This window comes from Pseudofrankia sp. EUN1h (assembly GCF_001854645.1).
GTDB classification, from domain to species: domain Bacteria; phylum Actinomycetota; class Actinomycetes; order Frankiales; family Frankiaceae; genus Pseudofrankia; species Pseudofrankia saprophytica.
Map to the genome: position 1 here is coordinate 97,790 of NZ_MBLN01000058.1, position 16,091 is coordinate 113,880.

Annotated in this window: 14 protein-coding genes; 8 read left to right on the top strand and 6 right to left on the bottom strand. The window is 74.8% G+C overall.

The features are described 5' to 3' along the window. Positions 1 to 157: 157 nt before the first annotated feature. On the top strand, positions 158 to 2,200 hold the full coding sequence (locus BCD49_RS20690; protein ID WP_063630165.1) for a glycosyltransferase family 39 protein: 2,043 nt from the start codon (positions 158 to 160) through the stop codon (positions 2,198 to 2,200). Between the two features lie 12 nt (positions 2,201 to 2,212). Here BCD49_RS20690 and BCD49_RS20695 read toward each other — a convergent pair whose 3' ends face one another. Further along, a complete protein-coding gene (locus tag BCD49_RS20695) occupies positions 2,213 to 3,757 on the bottom strand; it encodes a glycosyltransferase (RefSeq protein ID WP_198536003.1) in 1,545 nt (514 codons plus the stop codon). 581 nt (positions 3,758 to 4,338) lie between these two features. Here BCD49_RS20695 and BCD49_RS20705 point away from each other — a divergent pair. Together BCD49_RS20705 and BCD49_RS20710 are read left to right on the top strand one after the other, a co-directional pair. Next, on the top strand, positions 4,339 to 6,177 hold the full coding sequence (locus BCD49_RS20705) for a glycosyltransferase family 39 protein (RefSeq protein ID WP_071041794.1): 1,839 nt from the start codon (positions 4,339 to 4,341) through the stop codon (positions 6,175 to 6,177). Continuing rightward, the gene (locus BCD49_RS20710; RefSeq protein WP_007518325.1) at positions 6,174 to 7,637 is read left to right on the top strand and encodes a mannosyltransferase family protein; all 1,464 of its coding nucleotides are present in this window, start codon (positions 6,174 to 6,176) and stop codon (positions 7,635 to 7,637) included. Before BCD49_RS20705 ends, BCD49_RS20710 begins: the two co-directional genes overlap by 4 nt. Positions 7,638 to 7,705: 68 nt before the next feature. On the opposite strand, the gene BCD49_RS20715 is transcribed toward BCD49_RS20710, so the two are convergent. The 4 genes from BCD49_RS20715 to BCD49_RS20725 all read right to left on the bottom strand — a co-directional run bounded on the left by BCD49_RS20715 (position 7,706) and on the right by BCD49_RS20725 (position 9,618). Then, positions 7,706 to 7,900, bottom strand: a complete 195-nt coding sequence (locus tag BCD49_RS20715; protein ID WP_007518323.1) for a DUF5703 family protein — start codon at positions 7,898 to 7,900, stop codon at positions 7,706 to 7,708. A gap of 150 nt (positions 7,901 to 8,050) precedes the next feature. Continuing rightward, positions 8,051 to 8,281 carry a hypothetical protein gene (locus tag BCD49_RS43180; RefSeq protein WP_131803527.1) on the bottom strand — a complete coding sequence of 77 codons (231 nt, stop codon included), beginning with the start codon at positions 8,279 to 8,281 and terminating at the stop codon, positions 8,051 to 8,053. A gap of 134 nt (positions 8,282 to 8,415) precedes the next feature. Further along, positions 8,416 to 9,162 (bottom strand): maleylpyruvate isomerase family mycothiol-dependent enzyme, encoded by a 747-nt coding sequence (locus BCD49_RS20720; RefSeq protein ID WP_007518321.1) that lies wholly within the window; start codon positions 9,160 to 9,162, stop codon positions 8,416 to 8,418. Between the two features lie 162 nt (positions 9,163 to 9,324). Further along, a complete protein-coding gene (locus BCD49_RS20725; RefSeq protein WP_007518319.1) occupies positions 9,325 to 9,618 on the bottom strand; it encodes a helix-turn-helix domain-containing protein in 294 nt (97 codons plus the stop codon). Between the two features lie 180 nt (positions 9,619 to 9,798). On the opposite strand from BCD49_RS20725, the gene map reads away from it, so the two are divergent. The 5 genes from map to BCD49_RS20750 all read left to right on the top strand — a co-directional run bounded on the left by map (position 9,799) and on the right by BCD49_RS20750 (position 15,334). Continuing rightward, positions 9,799 to 10,566, top strand: coding sequence for a type I methionyl aminopeptidase (gene map, locus BCD49_RS20730; protein WP_007518317.1), 768 nt, complete (start codon positions 9,799 to 9,801; stop codon positions 10,564 to 10,566). An 85-nt stretch (positions 10,567 to 10,651) separates the two neighbouring features. Then, complete coding sequence (locus BCD49_RS20735) at positions 10,652 to 11,224, top strand: PadR family transcriptional regulator (protein WP_007518315.1); 573 nt, start codon at positions 10,652 to 10,654, stop codon at positions 11,222 to 11,224. Next, positions 11,221 to 12,033 carry an ABC transporter ATP-binding protein gene (locus BCD49_RS20740; RefSeq protein WP_007518313.1) on the top strand — a complete coding sequence of 271 codons (813 nt, stop codon included), beginning with the start codon at positions 11,221 to 11,223 and terminating at the stop codon, positions 12,031 to 12,033. The genes BCD49_RS20735 and BCD49_RS20740 overlap by 4 nt, the downstream gene beginning before the upstream one ends. Further along, on the top strand, positions 12,030 to 14,519 hold the full coding sequence (locus BCD49_RS20745; RefSeq protein WP_007518311.1) for an FtsX-like permease family protein: 2,490 nt from the start codon (positions 12,030 to 12,032) through the stop codon (positions 14,517 to 14,519). Before BCD49_RS20740 ends, BCD49_RS20745 begins: the two co-directional genes overlap by 4 nt. 371 nt (positions 14,520 to 14,890) lie before the next feature. Then, complete coding sequence (locus BCD49_RS20750) at positions 14,891 to 15,334, top strand: CBS domain-containing protein (RefSeq protein ID WP_007518309.1); 444 nt, start codon at positions 14,891 to 14,893, stop codon at positions 15,332 to 15,334. Positions 15,335 to 15,603: 269 nt separating this feature from the next. Here BCD49_RS20750 and BCD49_RS20755 read toward each other — a convergent pair whose 3' ends face one another. Beyond that, positions 15,604 to 15,948, bottom strand: a complete 345-nt coding sequence (locus BCD49_RS20755) for a TfoX/Sxy family protein (protein WP_071041795.1) — start codon at positions 15,946 to 15,948, stop codon at positions 15,604 to 15,606. Between the last annotated feature and the right edge of the window lie 143 nt (positions 15,949 to 16,091).

The following is a 16,091-nucleotide window of genomic DNA, read 5'->3' on the forward strand; positions in this document are numbered from 1 at the left end:
CGACCCGCCGGCCGGGCAGCCGCGAGCCGGCGGCCACGGGCGCCCCGCCCGGCGCCTGGGCCGGCCGGTCGCGGGCGCCGCCGGACCAACCGGGACCGGGCAGGGACGGCGGCCGCGTTGGTCCATTCGGGGCCTCGGTAGCGTCCGTGGCGTGAACATGGATTCATCCGCGAGCCCGATCGTGTACCCGTCGGGCGACCCCACCGCGACGACGGAGCCGAGCCCGGCGGAACTGACCGCCACGGCCGTCCCCACGCAGGCCTCGGCCCAGCCGCCCGCCGACACCGCGGCGACCGCCACCGTCCCGCGCCAGGCGCCGCCGGTCGATCCCGGCCCGCTGCGCCGCCGGGAACCGGCGCCGCCCGCGTCCCGCGTCCCGGCCGCCGGCGTCCGGGAACCAGCCCTCGCGGCGGGTTCCGCGCAGGCCGGCCCCGTCTCGGCCGGCGCCTCGCCCGACAGCGGCCAGGACACCCCGTCGGGCGGGACCCTGGACCGCGCACACGACGGCGCGGGTGGCATGGACGGCGAGGACGGCACGGGCCCGGCCGCCGGCACCGGTGGGCCGGCGGGCGCCGCCCGCCGCCTCGGCGGGTGGCTCACGGCGGTCTGGGTGAAGCTGGCCGCCCGGGCGCGGCGCAGCCCGCTGGCCGCGCGGGTCGGCGGACGGCTGCCGCTCATCCTCATCGCGGCCGCGGTCCTGATCGGCGGGGCGCTGCGGTTCGCGACGACCAGCCACCTGTGGCTCGACGAGTCGCTCACCGTCGAGATCGCGCACCGGCCCGTCGGGGGCCTGCTCGCGGCGCTGCGCCACGACGGCGCGCCGCCGCTGTACTACCTGCTGCTGCACGTCTGGATCAAGGTGTTCGGCGACGGGGACGTCGCCGTGCGGGCGCTGTCCGGGGTGTTCTCGCTGGCGACCCTGCCGCTGGCGTGGGCCGCAGGCCTCCGGGTCGGCACGCTCGCGGCCGCGCACGGCAACGGCGACGAGGCCACGCCGCGCCGGGTCGCCCGCGCGACGCTGCTGCTGTTCGTCAGCTCCCCGTACGCGATCCGCTACGGCAGCGAGACCCGGATGTACTCGATGGTCGTCCTGCTGGTGCTCGCGTTCGGGCTGGCGCTGCTGCGAGCGCTGGACCGGTCGTCACGCTGGCGGCTGGCGCTGCTGACGCTGACGACGGCGGCCCTCGTCTACACGCACTACTGGACGTTCCTGCTGATCTTCACGGTGGCCGCGTTCCTGCTGCTGCAGTCGCGGCGCCGGCCGCTCTACCGCCGCCCGGCGCTGCGCGCGTTCGCCGCGATGGCGGCCTCGGCCGTGCTGTTCGCCCCGTGGATGCCGTCGTTCCTGTTCCAGATGCTGCACACGGGGACGCCGTGGGCGCCGCGGGTGCAGGCGCAGGTGCTGCTGGACACCGTGTTCGACTGGGCCGGCCCGCAGTCGACGGGGGCACTGCTCGGCCTGGTGCTGCTCGGCGGGGCGCTCATCGGCCTGACCGGCCGGCCGACGAGCGGCCGGGAGCTGGTCGTGAAGCCCTCCGGGCGGATGCCCGGCCGCTACCTGGCCGCCGTGTGGCTCGTTCCGCTGACGCTCGCCTACGTGGTGAACATGTTCGGCGGCAGCGCCTACGCGGAGCGCTACACCGGGATCTCGCTGCCCGCCTGCCTGATGCTCGCGGCACTGGGCGTGTCGATCCTGCCGTCGCGGCGCTGGCGCAGCGGGGTGCTGGTCGTCGCCTCGCTCGCGGGCCTCATCGGCGGTTTCCAGCTGGCCAGGACGGAGCGCACCCAGGCGAGCGAGATCGCCGCGGAGATCGCCAAGCAGGCCAGGCCAGGTGATGTCGTCGCCTTCTGTCCCGACCAGCTCGGCCCCGCCGTGCACCGGGCGCTGACCCGCCTCGGCGAGACCGACCTGCGCGAGGTCGCCTACGCGGACCCCACCGGCCCAGCGCTCGTCGACTGGGTCGACTACGCCTCCCGGATGCAGCAGGCCAACGGCGACGACTTCGCCCGCTACCTGGACACCCTCGCCGGGCCGAGCCACGCGATCTTCCTGGTCAAGGCGGACGGCTACCGTTTCCTCGAGGGCTCGTGCAGCCTGGTCTCCGAGCAGCTCAACGTCCGCCGCGACCGCAGCGTCGCCGTCAACAAGAAGCCGCTCTACGAGGGCGCCTGGCTGGAACGCTTCACCACCCTGCGATGACCGTCCGGGCCGTCAGTCGTCGGCTGGCGGATCCGCGGCGTCCGTGTCGGCCGGCTCCGGGCCCGGGCCCGGAGCCGGGGCCAGGGTGGTCGCGATGGCGAGGACGAGGAGGGCCATCGGCAGGGTGTAGTGGTTGAAGAACGACTGCTTGTTCAGCTCGACCACGGTCAGCAGGACCAGCGCGCCGCCGGCGGCGAAGCCGGTCGCGTCGCCCCGCGCCCGCCACGCCAGCAGGTAGACGGCCGCGAGCGCCACCGCGGTCGTCCCGAAGCCGAGGTCGACGCCGAAGTGATGCGCCCAGCCGGTCACCGACAGCGAGTGGTCGAGCACCGGGTAGTCGAGGTTGGTCCGCACGGCGTCGTGGAAGAAGGCGCCCGGGTCGTCGAGCACCCAGGGCGCCACGAACACGAGGGCGAGCCCGCACGCCGCGGCGGCGCGCCGCCTGCCGAACGCGGGCCACACCGCCGCCACCGGGACCAGCAGGACGACGTGCTGTTTGCTCGCCAGCGCCACCGCGAACGCGACGACGGCGAGGGCGCCCCTCCCCCGGCACGCCGCCCACACCATCACGGCGAGGCAGGCGACCAGCAGCGGCTCGGTCCACGACTGCTCCAGCGCGTAGCAGGACTCGGGGAAGACCAGCACCAGCAGCGGGACGACGGGCATCCACGGCGCGCCGGGCCGGCCGAGCGCCCGGACGGCGTAGACCGCGACGACGAGCGCGGCGAGCAGCCCGTACCGGACGTCGCCGAGCAGGAGCCGGAACGGGGCGAGCAGCACCGACGTGGCCGGTAGATAGGGGTAGACGTCGACGAGCCCGCCGTGCAGGTCGCCGGGCTGACCGGTCAGCCACACCTGGTGGTACATGTTCACGCCGTCGACGAGCCCGCGCGAGGACGCCTGCAGCAGGTGGAACACGTCGATCTGCGGGTCGGGGGCGGCGAGCACCGTCGCGACGCCCGCGGCGACGGCGAGCGCCACCACGGCCCCGAAGGCACGCCGGCCGCCCAGCACGCCGAGCCCCCAGGACAGCGCCGGCGACCGGGGCGCCGGCCGCTCGGCCAGCACCAGGCCCGCGACGACGCCGGCCGCGGCGAGCAGCCCCGCGGCGATGGAGCACCAGTCGGCGACCTCGGCCCACCCGCCGGAGCCGTAGTACCGCGGGTGGCGCAGCGGCGGCCCGAGACCCACCACCAGCGCGACGGCGGCCCAGGTCAACCGCCACGACAGCCACGAGGTCGGCCGGCCGAGCCGGCGGGCGGCGAGCCGCACCGGCCGGCCAAGCCAGCTCGCCGGACCCCGGCTGCCACCGAGCAGGGCGACCGTGGCCGCCGCCACCCCCCAGCCGATGAGCACCGCCGAGATCGCCCAGCCGCCGTACCGGCCGTCCTTCGCCGCGATCCCGACCGCGAGCGCGCACCACGCGGCCACCAGCCCAGCGACCGGTCTCGTCACCGCCGCCGACTCGGACGCCCCCGCCGGCGACGCCGTCCTGGGCGTCTCGGGCATCGACGCCTCAAGCGATGCCTCAGGCGTCTCGGGTGTCTCAGCCGTCATGCCGGCTCCGGCGGGATCCGGGCTGACGCACCCGGACCACGCGGACGGTGACGACGCGTGCATCGCGGACGGGTGAGGCCATGACGGCACCTTGCCAGACCGGGCCCAGCCCCTCCCGGCCGGCGCCCCGCCGCACAGCGGCCAGCCGGCCACCCGGCGCGCCGGGGTGACGAGATGGTGGGTGGTGGGTGGTGGGCGCAACTGGCCCGGCACGTCGCACGGCCCGGCGATCAACCCGGGGCGATGACACGATCACGGCTGGTGCGCAAGGGAAGCTCCTGCGGCCTGACGGCCAGGGACGCGGGAGGCGCGAACCGGTACGCCCAGGCGGCCCGGGAAAGGGCGCATGAAAGACTGTGCGCGCGTGCCGGCCAGCGGTCGGCGGCGCCACCTCGCCTGCCCCCGACGGTGGGCGAGCGGCCGCGAGCGCACCAGACCACCATCAGCAAGAGTGCCGTGAAACACCTCCTGCCGACGCGGAAACCGGGACGGGACCACAGATGGACCCATCCGCCAGGCGGTGGGAACGCAAGGTTCGGGTGGCATCTGCCCCCGACGGACAGGGACGGAGAGGACAGACCGTGACGGACGTCGCGGTCCGGCCGGCGGAGCGAATCCCCGAGCCGGTCGACACGCCGGGGCCGCGCCCCGGGCGCGCGGATCGGATCTACCAGGCCGTGATGCTGCTGATCCTGGCGGTCGCGGTGGTGGTGCGGTTCACCGCCCGCCAGGACCTGTGGCTCGACGAGGCGCAGAGCGTCGCGATCGCCCGGCTGCCGCTGACCGGCGACGGGCCGACCATGATCACCGGTCTGCGCGAGGACGGCTCGCCACCGCTCTACTACCTGATCCTGCACGTCTGGATCAGCCTGTTCGGCACCGGCAACTCGGCGGTGCGGGCGCTGTCGGCGATCACCAACCTGATCGCGGCCTGGCCGCTGTACCTGCTGGGCCGCCGGGTCATCGGACAGCGCGCCGCCCAGCTCGCCGTGGTCTTCTACATCACCTCGCCGTTCGCGCTGCGGTTCGCGACCGAGACCCGGATGTACAGCCTGATCGTCCTGCTGACCGCGCTCGGGGGCCTCGCCATCGAGCGGGCGCTGCGCAAGCCCACGGCGCTGTCGGTGGCGTACGTGGCACTCGCGGCCGGCTCGCTGGCGCTCACTCACTACTGGTGCCTCTACCTGCTGCTGACCGTCGGCGGCTGGCTGGTCCTGCTGTGGTGGCGCCCGAAGCTCCTGTTCGGCAGGGCCGACCGTTCCGACGACGGGCAACCGGGCGGCGGCCCGTCCGTCGACCCGGCCACCCAGGACGCCGTCGACGTCGGCCTGGCGCTCGCGGGGCTGCCGGCGGGCAGCATCGCCGCCGATCCGGCGCCGCTGCCGGGAACCGGCGCCGCGGCCGCCAGGGCCGCGCGCCACTCCGCCGCCGCCGCGGCGGCGCGCATCGCCGCCGCGACCGCCCGGCCACGGTTCCCCGCCGCCGGCCGGCGCGGAGCGTTCGCGGCGGTCCTCGGCATCGTCTGCGGCGCGATCGTCTTCTCCCCGTGGCTGGGCGAGTTCCGCTTCCAGTCGGCGCACACCGGCACCCCCTGGGGTGAGCCCGCCAGCTTCGCGGCCATCTCGCACGCCTACGGCCAGTGGGCCGGCGGCCCGTCGACGGTCGGCCGGATCCTGCTGCTGTTCATCACCTGCCTGGTCGCGCTCGGCATCGCCGGGCGGGGCCTCGGTGGCCGGTTCGTGCTGATCGACCTGCGCGGCGGGGAGCCGGGGCGCACCCTCTTCCTGCTGTCCACGGTGACGCTGCTGGTCGCCGTCGCCGCCGGCAAGGTCGTCGGCAACGCCTGGGCCGACCGGTACACGGCGACGGCGTTCGTTCCCTTCCTGCTCGTCGTCGGCCTCGGGGCGACGGTCGTGCGCCACCAGCGGTTCGTCCGCGTCACGGTCGCGGTCTGCGCCCTGGCAGGGGTGGCCGGCGGATACGCCGACGTCCAGATGCAGCGCACCCAGGCCACCGACGTCGCCTCGGTCCTCAAGCGGGAGGCCAAGCCCGGCGACCTGCTGCTGATCTGCCCCGACCAGCTCGGGCCCGGCCTCGCCCGCACGATCCCGCCTGGTCTGAACGTGCACCTGATCCCGACGTGGGGGCCGCCGGACCGGGTCAACTGGGTCGACTACGAGGAGCGCAACCAGGCCGCCGACGGCGTCAAGCTCGCGCAGCGCGCCCTGGCGGAGGCCGGCGGCCACACGATCTTCATGGCGGACTCCGGCGGCTACCGAACCTACGAGACGCTCTGCCTGCAGATCCAGACCGAGATCCAGAACAAGCGGCCGAAGGCCAGCCTGGAGATGGAGCAGGGCAAGCCGTCGGAGGTGTACGAGAACTACCAGCTCGTACGGTTCCTTCCGCCTCCGTCATGACCGACACGCCGGACGGCGGGCGGGCGGCCATGTCGCGGCCGCCCGCTGGGTCCGCGACCACGGACGACGACGACGAGGACGAGGACGCCACCGTCCCGAGCTTGGGCGAGGCTGGCGCCGTGGCCGGTCCCCGGTTCGAGCCGTACGCGGCCGCGGCGGCGCGGCCGGTGGAGCGACGGACCTCCGGTGCGCACCGCGCGACGCGCCGGGAGGGCGAGCGGTCCGGCCGCTACACCGACGAGATCGACAACATGCTGGTCGTGCTCGCGGACCCGGCGACCGCCCGCGGCGGCACCGCGGCCCGGCACCGGTTCGGCCTGTCCGACGGCGTCGCCCCCGACGTCGCCCGCGGCGGCCGGCTCTCCCGCTGGTACATACCCGAGGCGGCCGTCGCCTGGGTGGCCGGCCGGGTCGTCGTCGCCGCGGCGCTCGGCCTGGTCCACTTCCTGGCCGGTTCGGTCTCGGACAACGGCGGCCGGCTCGACCACTCCGGCCTGCTCGGCTGGGACGCCGGCTGGTACGAGAGCATCGCCACCCACGGCTACGGCGGCGCCGGCGAGGAGAGCCGCCGGTTCTTCCCGCTGCTGCCGATGCTGGTGCGCGCCCTGTGCACGCTGCCCGGGCTCTCCGGCCACGAGGGCGCGGTGCTGCTGGTGGTCGTCAACGCGCTGGCGTTCGCGCTCACCGTCCTGCTCGCCCGGCTGGCCCGGGCCGAGGGGTTCCCGGACCCGGCGATCCGCCGGGTGATCTGGCTGTCGGCGCTGGCCCCGCCCGCGTTCGTGCTGGCGATGGGCTATGCCGAGGCCCTGGCGATGGTGCTCGCGGTCGGGGCGTTCCTCGCCGCGCGGTCCGGGCGGTTCTGGCTCGCCGCGCTCGCCGGGCTCCTCGGCGGGCTGTGCCGGCCGCTGGGCCTGCTGCTGGTCGCGCCGATGCTGATCGAGGCGGCCCGCGGGCCGCGCTCGGCGTCGCCGCGCTGGTGGCTGCCGAGGTTCGCCGCGGTCGTCGCCCCGGCGGCCGGTGCCGGGATCTACGTGGCCTGGTCGGCGACGACGTACCACGACGGCCTCGCGCCGCTGACCATGCAGCGCGACGCCGCCCGCCACGGCGCCGCCGGCAACCCGCTGTCGGTGCTGTGGGACGCGGCGCAGGGCACGCTGCACGGCGAGGTCGGCACGGGGTTGCACGTGCCGTGGCTGCTGCTCGCGCTGGTCGCGCTGGTGCTGATGGCCCGGCTGCTGCCGGCGAGCTATCCGGTGTGGTGCGGGCTGGTGCTGCTCACCGTGTTCACCGGCTCGAACCTGGACTCCTCGGAGCGGTACGTGTTCGGCGCGTTCCCGTTCGTCCTGGTCGCGGCGCTCGCGCTCGGGCGCCGCACCGTCTGGCCATTCGCCCTGGCGATCTCGGCCACCGTGATGACGGTCTACGCCACCCTCGCGTTCACGCTCGCCTACGTGCCATAGGCCAGCCGGCATCGGCCGGGCACCGGGCCGATCCGCCTCGGGCGCCTCGGGCGAGGTCGGTCCCGAGGTCAGGTCGGGAGGTAGCCGGGCAGGCTGCCGGGCCGGCGGCGGCGGCGCAGCACCACGCGCCGCGAGCCGTCGGGAAGCAGCCGCAGCCGCTCGAGCTCCCAGCCTCCGAACTCGGCATGCATGGTCAGAACCGTCTGCGCCGTCCGCCGGTCCGTCCACGGCGGCAGGTACAGCCGCTGGTACTCCAGCTCCATGTGTCGACACGGTAACGGCCAGGTAGATCTCGAGGGTACGTTTCGCGGTGACTTGAGGCGGCGATGACACGTCCCACCCCGTGGCATCTACCAGGTCACTCGCCCGGATGCGCTGCGTCGCGCACCCGCCCACGCGCCCCGCCCGATCGGTTACCCTCCGTAGTCGATATCCATGGCGTCGAATTCCACGATGTCGCCCTTGCCGCCGCCACGACCCGACTTCCGAACCAAGCCGTCAAGATCTTTTTCCGGAGTCTGCGGGCTGTCAACGGCGTGGACAACGCTGCGCGGCACGCCACCGAGCCACCGGGCCACCGGCCGCGCGCCGCGATCCGCCAAGATCCCATCTACCGCGCGCGCTCGATCCCCACCGGCCTTCACGCAGCGAACCGTGGTCGATGGTCGCGTCCCTGAACACCCTCATCAGCCACGATTCGCGACCAGCGAGCCGATCGTGGTCGATGGTCGCGTCCTGGGAGGCGACCATCGACCACGATCGGCGGCCGCCGGGTCAGTCAGAGCGCGTAGGTACGCAGCAGGGCGAGGGTTTTGGCGGCGTCGGGGCCGGAGGTGGCCAGTCCCGAGGCCTCGGGCGCGAGACGACGGGCGGCGACGCGGCAGAAGGCCCCTGCGGGACCACTGATCACCAGGTCGGCGCCGGCCGGTCCGTACTCCCAGACGGTGACGCCGTCCGGGGCGATCAGCTCGCAGCGAACCGTCGGTGCCTGCTCGCCGGCGACGGCGAACGCGTATGGCAGGGTGCGGTGCGCGAGCCAGGCGACGTGGCGGAGCCGGTCGGTGTCCGGGAACGGGATCGCGAGCGGCTCGACGATGTCCAGGCCGTGCGCCCAGTGCTCGGCGAGCCGGGTGGTGGCGAGCGCCGCGGGTCGCAGCGGCGCCGCCACCCAGGTGACCGGCCTGTCCGGGTCGGCCCGGCGCAGCGCCTCAAGGGCGGCGGTCCTCGCCGCCTGCCAGCGGGCGTACACCCGGGCGGGATCCTCGCGCTCACGGCTCACCCAGGCGTCCATCGCCTCGTCGACCGAGGTGGTCTCGTCCACCCCGCCGACGGACCCGAGGGCGCCGGCCGGGCCGGCGGCGATGGTCTCGACCACCGTCTCGTCGGTCTGCGCCAGGTGGAGCACGACGTCGGCGACGCTCCAGCCGGCCGCCGCCGAGGGCGCCGTCCAGGACGCCTCGTCGAGGCCGCCGAGGATCCGGTCGAGGTTGTCCAGCTCTACTTCCAGATCGTCGAAGATCTGCATGCGCGAAGCCTAGGCTCCACAGCCACGGCGGCGCCAGAACGTCGCTAGCCGGACAGCGGACAGCGCCGAACGCCGGCCGCCACGCCACGCCACGCCGCCTCACGGCCTCGGCCCGCCGCGTCGGCCGCCGTCTGACCCCGCGACCGGGACGGGTTGTCGGGATCAGGCCGACATGCGGCTGGCGACGTAGTCGAGGGCGTCGGCGACGCCGCCGGGGCTGGCGCAGGCCGCGGCGATCTCGTCGAGCGAGATGCCGAGAACGGTGGCGAGCGCGGCGACGGTGAAGAACGCGGGGGTCGGGATCCGGCCGGACTCGATCTTCCGGATGGTCTCGGCCGACACGCCGGCGAGCTCGGCGACGCGCACCATGCTGCGCTCACCGCGGGCGGCCCGCAGCAGCGCCCCGAGCCGTTCGCCCCGCGCGCGCTCATGGCTGGTCAGCGGTGTCCGCACCATGTTCAGCATCCTAGTCCCGTGATAGTTATACCGGTATAGTTATTGCCGTAGTTGACCGGGCCGTCACACGGATCGGGACCACATAGTGGCGAGATCGGGCCAAGCCCCGGACCGGTCGAACAGGACGAACGGGCGACACGACGCGGCGCGACACGACGCGGCCCGGATGGAGGAGATGGCATGGTCGAGCTGAAGTCGCCCGCGGCGATCACGGCGATGCGAGCGGCCGGGCAGGTGGTCGGCCGGGCGCTCGCGGCGGTCCGGGCGGCGGCGCACGTCGGCGCCAGCCTGGTGGAGCTGGACCAGGTCGCGGCGCGGGTGCTCGCCGACGCGGGCGCGACCTCCACGTTCCAGGGCTACCAGCCCTCGTTCGCCCCCACCCCGTTCCCGGCGGTGATCTGCGCGTCCGTCAACGACGTGATCGTGCACGGCGTCCCGGACGACTACCGACTGCGCGACGGCGACCTGGTGAGCATCGACTGCGGCGCCGAGCTGGCCGGCTGGACCGGTGACGCCGCGACCAGCTTCGTCGTCGGCACCGCGCGCCCGGCGGACCTGCGCCTGATCGCGGCCGCAGAGGAGGCGCTCGCCGCCGGCATCGCCGCCGCGCGCCCGGGTGGACGGCTCGGCGACATCTCGCACGCGGTCGGCCGGGTCTGTCGGCGGGAGCGCTACGGCATCCCCGAAGGGTTCGGCGGGCACGGCATCGGCCGGCGGATGCACGAGGACCCGCACGTCGCGAACGATGGGCCGCCAGGCCGCGGCTTCCCGCTGCGCACCGGCCTGGTGCTCGCGATCGAGCCGATGCTGGTTGCCGGCGGCCGCGACCGTTACCGCACCGACCCGGACGGCTGGGCGCTGCGCACCACCGACGGCAGCCGCGCCGCCCACGTCGAGCACACCGTCGCCATCACCGACGAGGGTCCTCGGATCCTCACTCTCCCCTAACTCCCGCACCCCGGCTCACAGCCCGCGGACCGCGGACCGCAGCCGGTATACATGGCATGTATACGCACCATGTATAGTCCCGCGCATGTCGATCGGACACACGCTGCTCGGGCTGTTGGAAGCCGGGCCGCGCCACGGGTATGACCTCAAGCGCAGCTACGACGAACGGTTCGGGCACGATCGGCCGCTGCACTACGGGCAGGTGTACGCGACGCTGTCGCGGCTGCTGAAGAACGGCCTCGTCGAGGTCGACGGCGTGACGCCCGGCGACGGACCCGACCGCAAGCGCTACGCGATCACCGAGGCGGGCGTCACCGACGTCGAGGGCTGGCTCGCACAGCCGGAACGGCCGGACGTGTACCTGCACAGCGCGCTGTACACCAAGCTCGTCATCGCCCTGCTCACCGGGCGCGGCGCCGCCGACATCCTCGACCGGCAGCGCGCCGAGCACCTGACGGTGATGCGCGCGCTCACCCGCCGCAAGACCGGTGGCGACCTCGCGGACCAGCTGGTCTGCGACCACGCGCTGTTCCACCTGGAGGCCGATCTGCGCTTCCTCGAGCTGGCCGCCGCCCGGCTGGACGCGCTCGCGGCCACGATCGCGACCCCGACCGGGACCGCGATCGGGATCACCGAGGCCGCGGAGACGAGGCCATGACCGCCCGGGACCGAACCGAGGCCGCCCTGACAGCGGTTCCTTCGCCGGGCGGCACGGCAGACCCGGTATCGGCCGGCACGGCGGCCCCGGCGTCGGCGGGCGTCGGCCTGGCCGCGCCGGCGGGCGACGCCGGGCCGCCCGGTGCGCTGCTGGCCGCCGTCGAGCTGCGCAAGCGGTTCGGGACCACGACTGCGCTCGACGGGGCGAGTCTGCGTGTCGACGCCGGTGAGATCGTCGCGCTGATGGGCCCGAGCGGCTCGGGCAAGTCGACGCTGCTGCACTGCCTGGCCGGCATCATCGGCCCCGACGCGGGCGAGGTCTACTACGGGACGCGGCGGCTGTCGGCGATGTCGGAGGCCGGCCGCAGCGCACTGCGCCGCGGCGAGTTCGGCTTCGTGTTCCAGTTCGGCCAGCTCGTCCCCGAGCTGACCTGCGCCGAGAACGTCGCGCTGCCGCTGCGTCTCGGCGGTGTCAGCCGCCGCACGGCCCGCGAGCGCGCGCACGCCCAGCTGGCGCGGCTCGGCGTCGACGACGTCGCCGGCAAGCGGCCCGGCGAGGTGTCCGGTGGCCAGGGCCAGCGGGTCGCCGTCGCCCGGGCCCTCGCCACCGAGCCCAGGGTGATCTTCGCGGACGAGCCGACCGGGGCGCTGGACTCGCTCAGCGGCGAGGAGGTGATGCGCCTGCTCACCCAGGCGGCCCGGGAGGCGGCCGCGGCGGTCGTGCTCGTCACCCATGAGGCCCGGGTCGCGGCGTACTCCGACCGGGAGGTCGTCGTCCGCGACGGCCGGACCAGGTCGCTGACCGGATGAGCGCCCCCGCCGTGACCGCCACCAACGCGGCCCCGGCCGCAGGGACGAGGGCGCGCGCGTGGTTCGTCCAGTTACTGCTCGGGGCGCGCCTCACCCTGGCCGGCGGCCCGTCGGCGTGGCTGCGCACCGCGATGACGGGCGTGGGCGTCGGACTCGGTGTCGCGCTGCTGCTGGTCGCCGCGTCCACGCCCGCGATCCTCGGCGCCCGCGACGACCGGCGCGCCGACCGCGACGCGTCGTCCTACCTCGTCGGCGGACCGGTCGTCCCCGGAGACACCACCGTCGTGGCCCAGCCGTACGAGACCAGAACCCACGGCCAGGAGGTCGCCGGGCTGGTGGTGCGGCCGGACGGGGCGCACCCGCCAGTTCCACCGGGTCTGTCCGCCCTGCCCGGCCCGGGTCAGATGGTGGTGTCCCCCGCGCTCGCCCGGCTGCTCGACGCGCCGCGTGGCGCGCTCCTGGCCGCACGGCTGCCCTTCGAGCGGGTCGGCGTGATCGATGCGGCGGGGCTCGCCGGTCCCCACGAGCTGTACGTCTACATCGGGGAGCCTCGGGACCGGCGGCCGGGCGGCGCGCCGGGCAACGGCCAGGAGTTCCGGATCGACCACTTCGGCCGCCCTCAGCGGGGTGCGTCGGTGCCGGGCGTCCTGACGATGCTCATCATCGTGATCGTCGCCGTGCTGCTGCTGCCGATCGGCGCGTTCACCGCGGCCGCCGTGCGGTTCGGATCGCAGGCGCGCGACCGGCAGCTGGCGGCGGTCCGGCTCGTCGGCGCCGACCCGGGAATGGCGCGGCGGATCGCGGCCGGTGGGGCTCTGGCCGGCGCGCTCGCGGGCTGTGTCGCCGGCGCCGCGCTGTTCCTCGCCGGGCGCCCGCTGGCGCAGCGCGTCACCCTGTTCGGCAACGGCGTGTTCGCGGGCGACATCCGGCCGAGCCTGGCGCTCGCCGCGCTGGTCCTCGTCGCGGTGCCGGCCAGCGCGGTGGCGATCACCCTGTTCTCGCTGCGCCGGGTGGTGATCGAGCCGCTCGGCGTGGTGCGCCTCGCCCCGACGACGCGGCGGCGGCTGTGGTGGCGCCTCGCGATGCCCGCGGTCGGCATCGCCCTGCTGCTGCCCCTGCACGCGGGCGGCGAGGAGGTCTTCGACCGGGGGAAACAGGCCCAGCTCGCCGCCGGCGTCGTGCTGGTCCTGGTCGGGGTGACCGTGCTGCTGCCGTGGGTGCTCGACGCGGTCGTTCGCCGGCTTGGCCCCGGCCCGCTGGCCTGGCAGCTGGCGGTGCGCCGGCTGCAGCTGGACAGCGCGACGACCGTGCGGGCGGTCGCGGCGGTGGCGGTCGCCGTCACCGGCGCCATCGCGCTGCAGATGGTCTTCTCCGTCGCCCAGGACCGGTTCACCCGCAACGTCAGCATCGGTCCTGACGGCAGGCGCACGGACATGGCCCGGCTGATGGTCTACGCCGGCTCGCCCGGCTCGACCGTCACCGACCTGGGGCTGGCGCTGGCGGCCGTGCCCGCGGCGCGCCAGGTGTGGGTGTCGGCCGAGGGCTGGATGATGACAGTCGACCCTATCGGCGGCGACCAGGCCAACGGCCAGCTGTCCGCGAGCCTGGCGGTCGCCGACTGCGCGTCGTTGAGACGGTTCGCCGTCCTGCCCGACTGCGCCGACGGCGATGCCTTCCTCGCGGCGCCGGACGCCTCCACCGGCGGAGGCGGCGCAGGTCCGCCCGTCGTGATCAGCCCCGAACAGCTCACGGGCCAGACGGTCGGCGCGCTCGTGTCGGGGGCGTCCAGCGCGCTGCCCGGCCCCGGAACCCGGATGATCGTGAGCCCCGACGTGGCCGGCGCTGGCAGCGCCTGGACGATCCCCGCCGGGTCCGGCGTCGTCGCCACGCGTCCGGACGCGCCGATCCGCGCCGTCGTGCTGGCCACCCCGGGCGCCGTCGGCCCGGAGCTCCTCGACACGCTGCGCCCCACCGGCTATCTCGACGTCGACCGTGACGAGACGGATGCCTACGACCAGGTCGCGGTGGCCGCCGCCCGGGTCGACCCGCTGGCGAATGTCCTGGCATTCGAGCGCACGGTCGTCGACCCGGTCTTCGGCCAGATCCGGATGTCGATGTATGTCGGGATCGTCGCGGTGCTCGCCATGGTCGGCGCGAGCCTGCTGGTGACCATGGTCGAGCAGCTGCGGGAGCGGCGCCGGGTGCTGGCGGTGCTGGTGGCCTTCGGCGCCCGGCGGCGCACCCTGGCGGCGTCGGTCCTCTGGCAGGCTGGGCTGCCGATGGTGCTCGGGGTGACGCTCGCGGTCGGCCTGGGGATGGGGCTCGGTGCCGCGCTGCTGCGAATGGTCGGCCTGCCGCCGAGCTTCGACTGGGCGAACATCGCGACCGTCTCGGTGGCGACCGCTGTCGTCGTCCTCGGCACGACGGCGGCGAGCCTGCCCGTGCTCCTGCGCCTCATGCGCCCGGATGGTCTGCGCACGGAGTGACCCGCTCGCCACCCAGCCGGCTTCCCACCGGCCGGTGGTGGCGGCGAGGGACGCGTCGTGGGCCGATGGGGACCGCCGTGGAGGCCGAGACGATCAACGGCCCCGGCGTGGCGGGGCTTGTGAGCGGGGCGGGCGGGTATGCCGTTGGCGGCCAGCCGGCTCGCCACGGTCGTCCTCGGACGACCCGGCCAGGCGCACGGGTCCCCCGGCGTCCGGCGACGGCGGCCGGCCGGTCGACCGGCACTCCCGGCGACCTCGGGCGCGGCCAACGGCGCCCGCGCCGGGCGGCCACCCGCATGGGCCCGCGCGGGCGGCGCGGCTGGAAACGGTGCCCGCGTCCACGCCGGCCACGCGTCAACGAGAGGACCGTGATGACGACGACCGCACGCGAGATCATGCACCAGGACGCCACCTGCATCGGCTCGAGCCAGACGTTGCTCGACGCCGCCCGCAAGATGCGCGAACTGGGCGTCGGCGCGCTGCCGATCTGCGGCGAGGACGATCGACTGCAGGGGATCATCACCGACCGCGACATCGTCGTGCGCTGCCTCGCGGCCGGCGGCGACCCGGCGACGACACCCGCGAGCCAGCTCGCGCAGGGCAAGCCGTTCTACGTCGACGCCAGTGCCGGCGTCGACGAGGTACTGCAGAGCATGAGCGAGCACCGCATCAGGCGGATGCCGGTCATCGACAACCGCCGCCTCGTCGGCATGATCAGCGAGGCGGACCTGGCCAGCTGCGGCAAGCTCAGCGACTCCCAGCTCGGCCAGCTCGTCGAGGCGGTGAAGTCCGGCCCCGCGGATCGCGTCGGCTGAGTTTCTGGTTCGCTCCGTCCGGGCACGGCGCTACGGCCCCTTGCTCGCTTCGCTCCCAAGGGACCTCCGCGCCGTGTCCTCCTCCGCTCACGTGCGCTGCGGCGACCTCCGCGCAGGCGCGCCTCCGCGCCGCACGGTCACCCATCGCTGGAACGCCAACAACCCACCAGCGGCCACTCCCGCGGGGCCACGTCGCGCTCGGAGGCGTGCCTCGGCGCCGCACGGTCACTCACCGCCGAACGGCGGCGATCCCACACGGCACGGTGGGGCTATCTCGCTTTGCTGCCGCCGGCGGGCAGGGTGGCGGTGAAACGGACGCCCAGGTCGACCCATTCGATGAKGGCGTCGGTGTCGGCGAGGGCGTCCGGGTCGACGAGCACCCAGCCGGTCATCGCCCGGCCGCGCATCTCGAACGGCCCGACGCCTTCCTGGATCAGCGCGGCCGGGTAGGCGTCCGGCCCGACCCGCAGCATCAGCCCCCTGCTCGTCACCGCGCAGATCATGTTCCCTTCGAGCAGGAACGCGAGCCCGCTGAACATCCGCTTCTCCGACAGCCCCGGCCGTGGCCCCAGCACGTCCCTGACCCGTTCCGCGAGCTCCACGTCGAACGCCATCGCCGCACCTCCGAGCCGTGACCACCCCTGCCCCCGCCGCGGATTGTCACGGACACCACCGACAATTCCGTCCAGCGGGATTGACCTCGTCCCCCCTTGAGGTTGTGGACTAGGCAGGACCCACGGCGGGCGCGAGCGGAGGA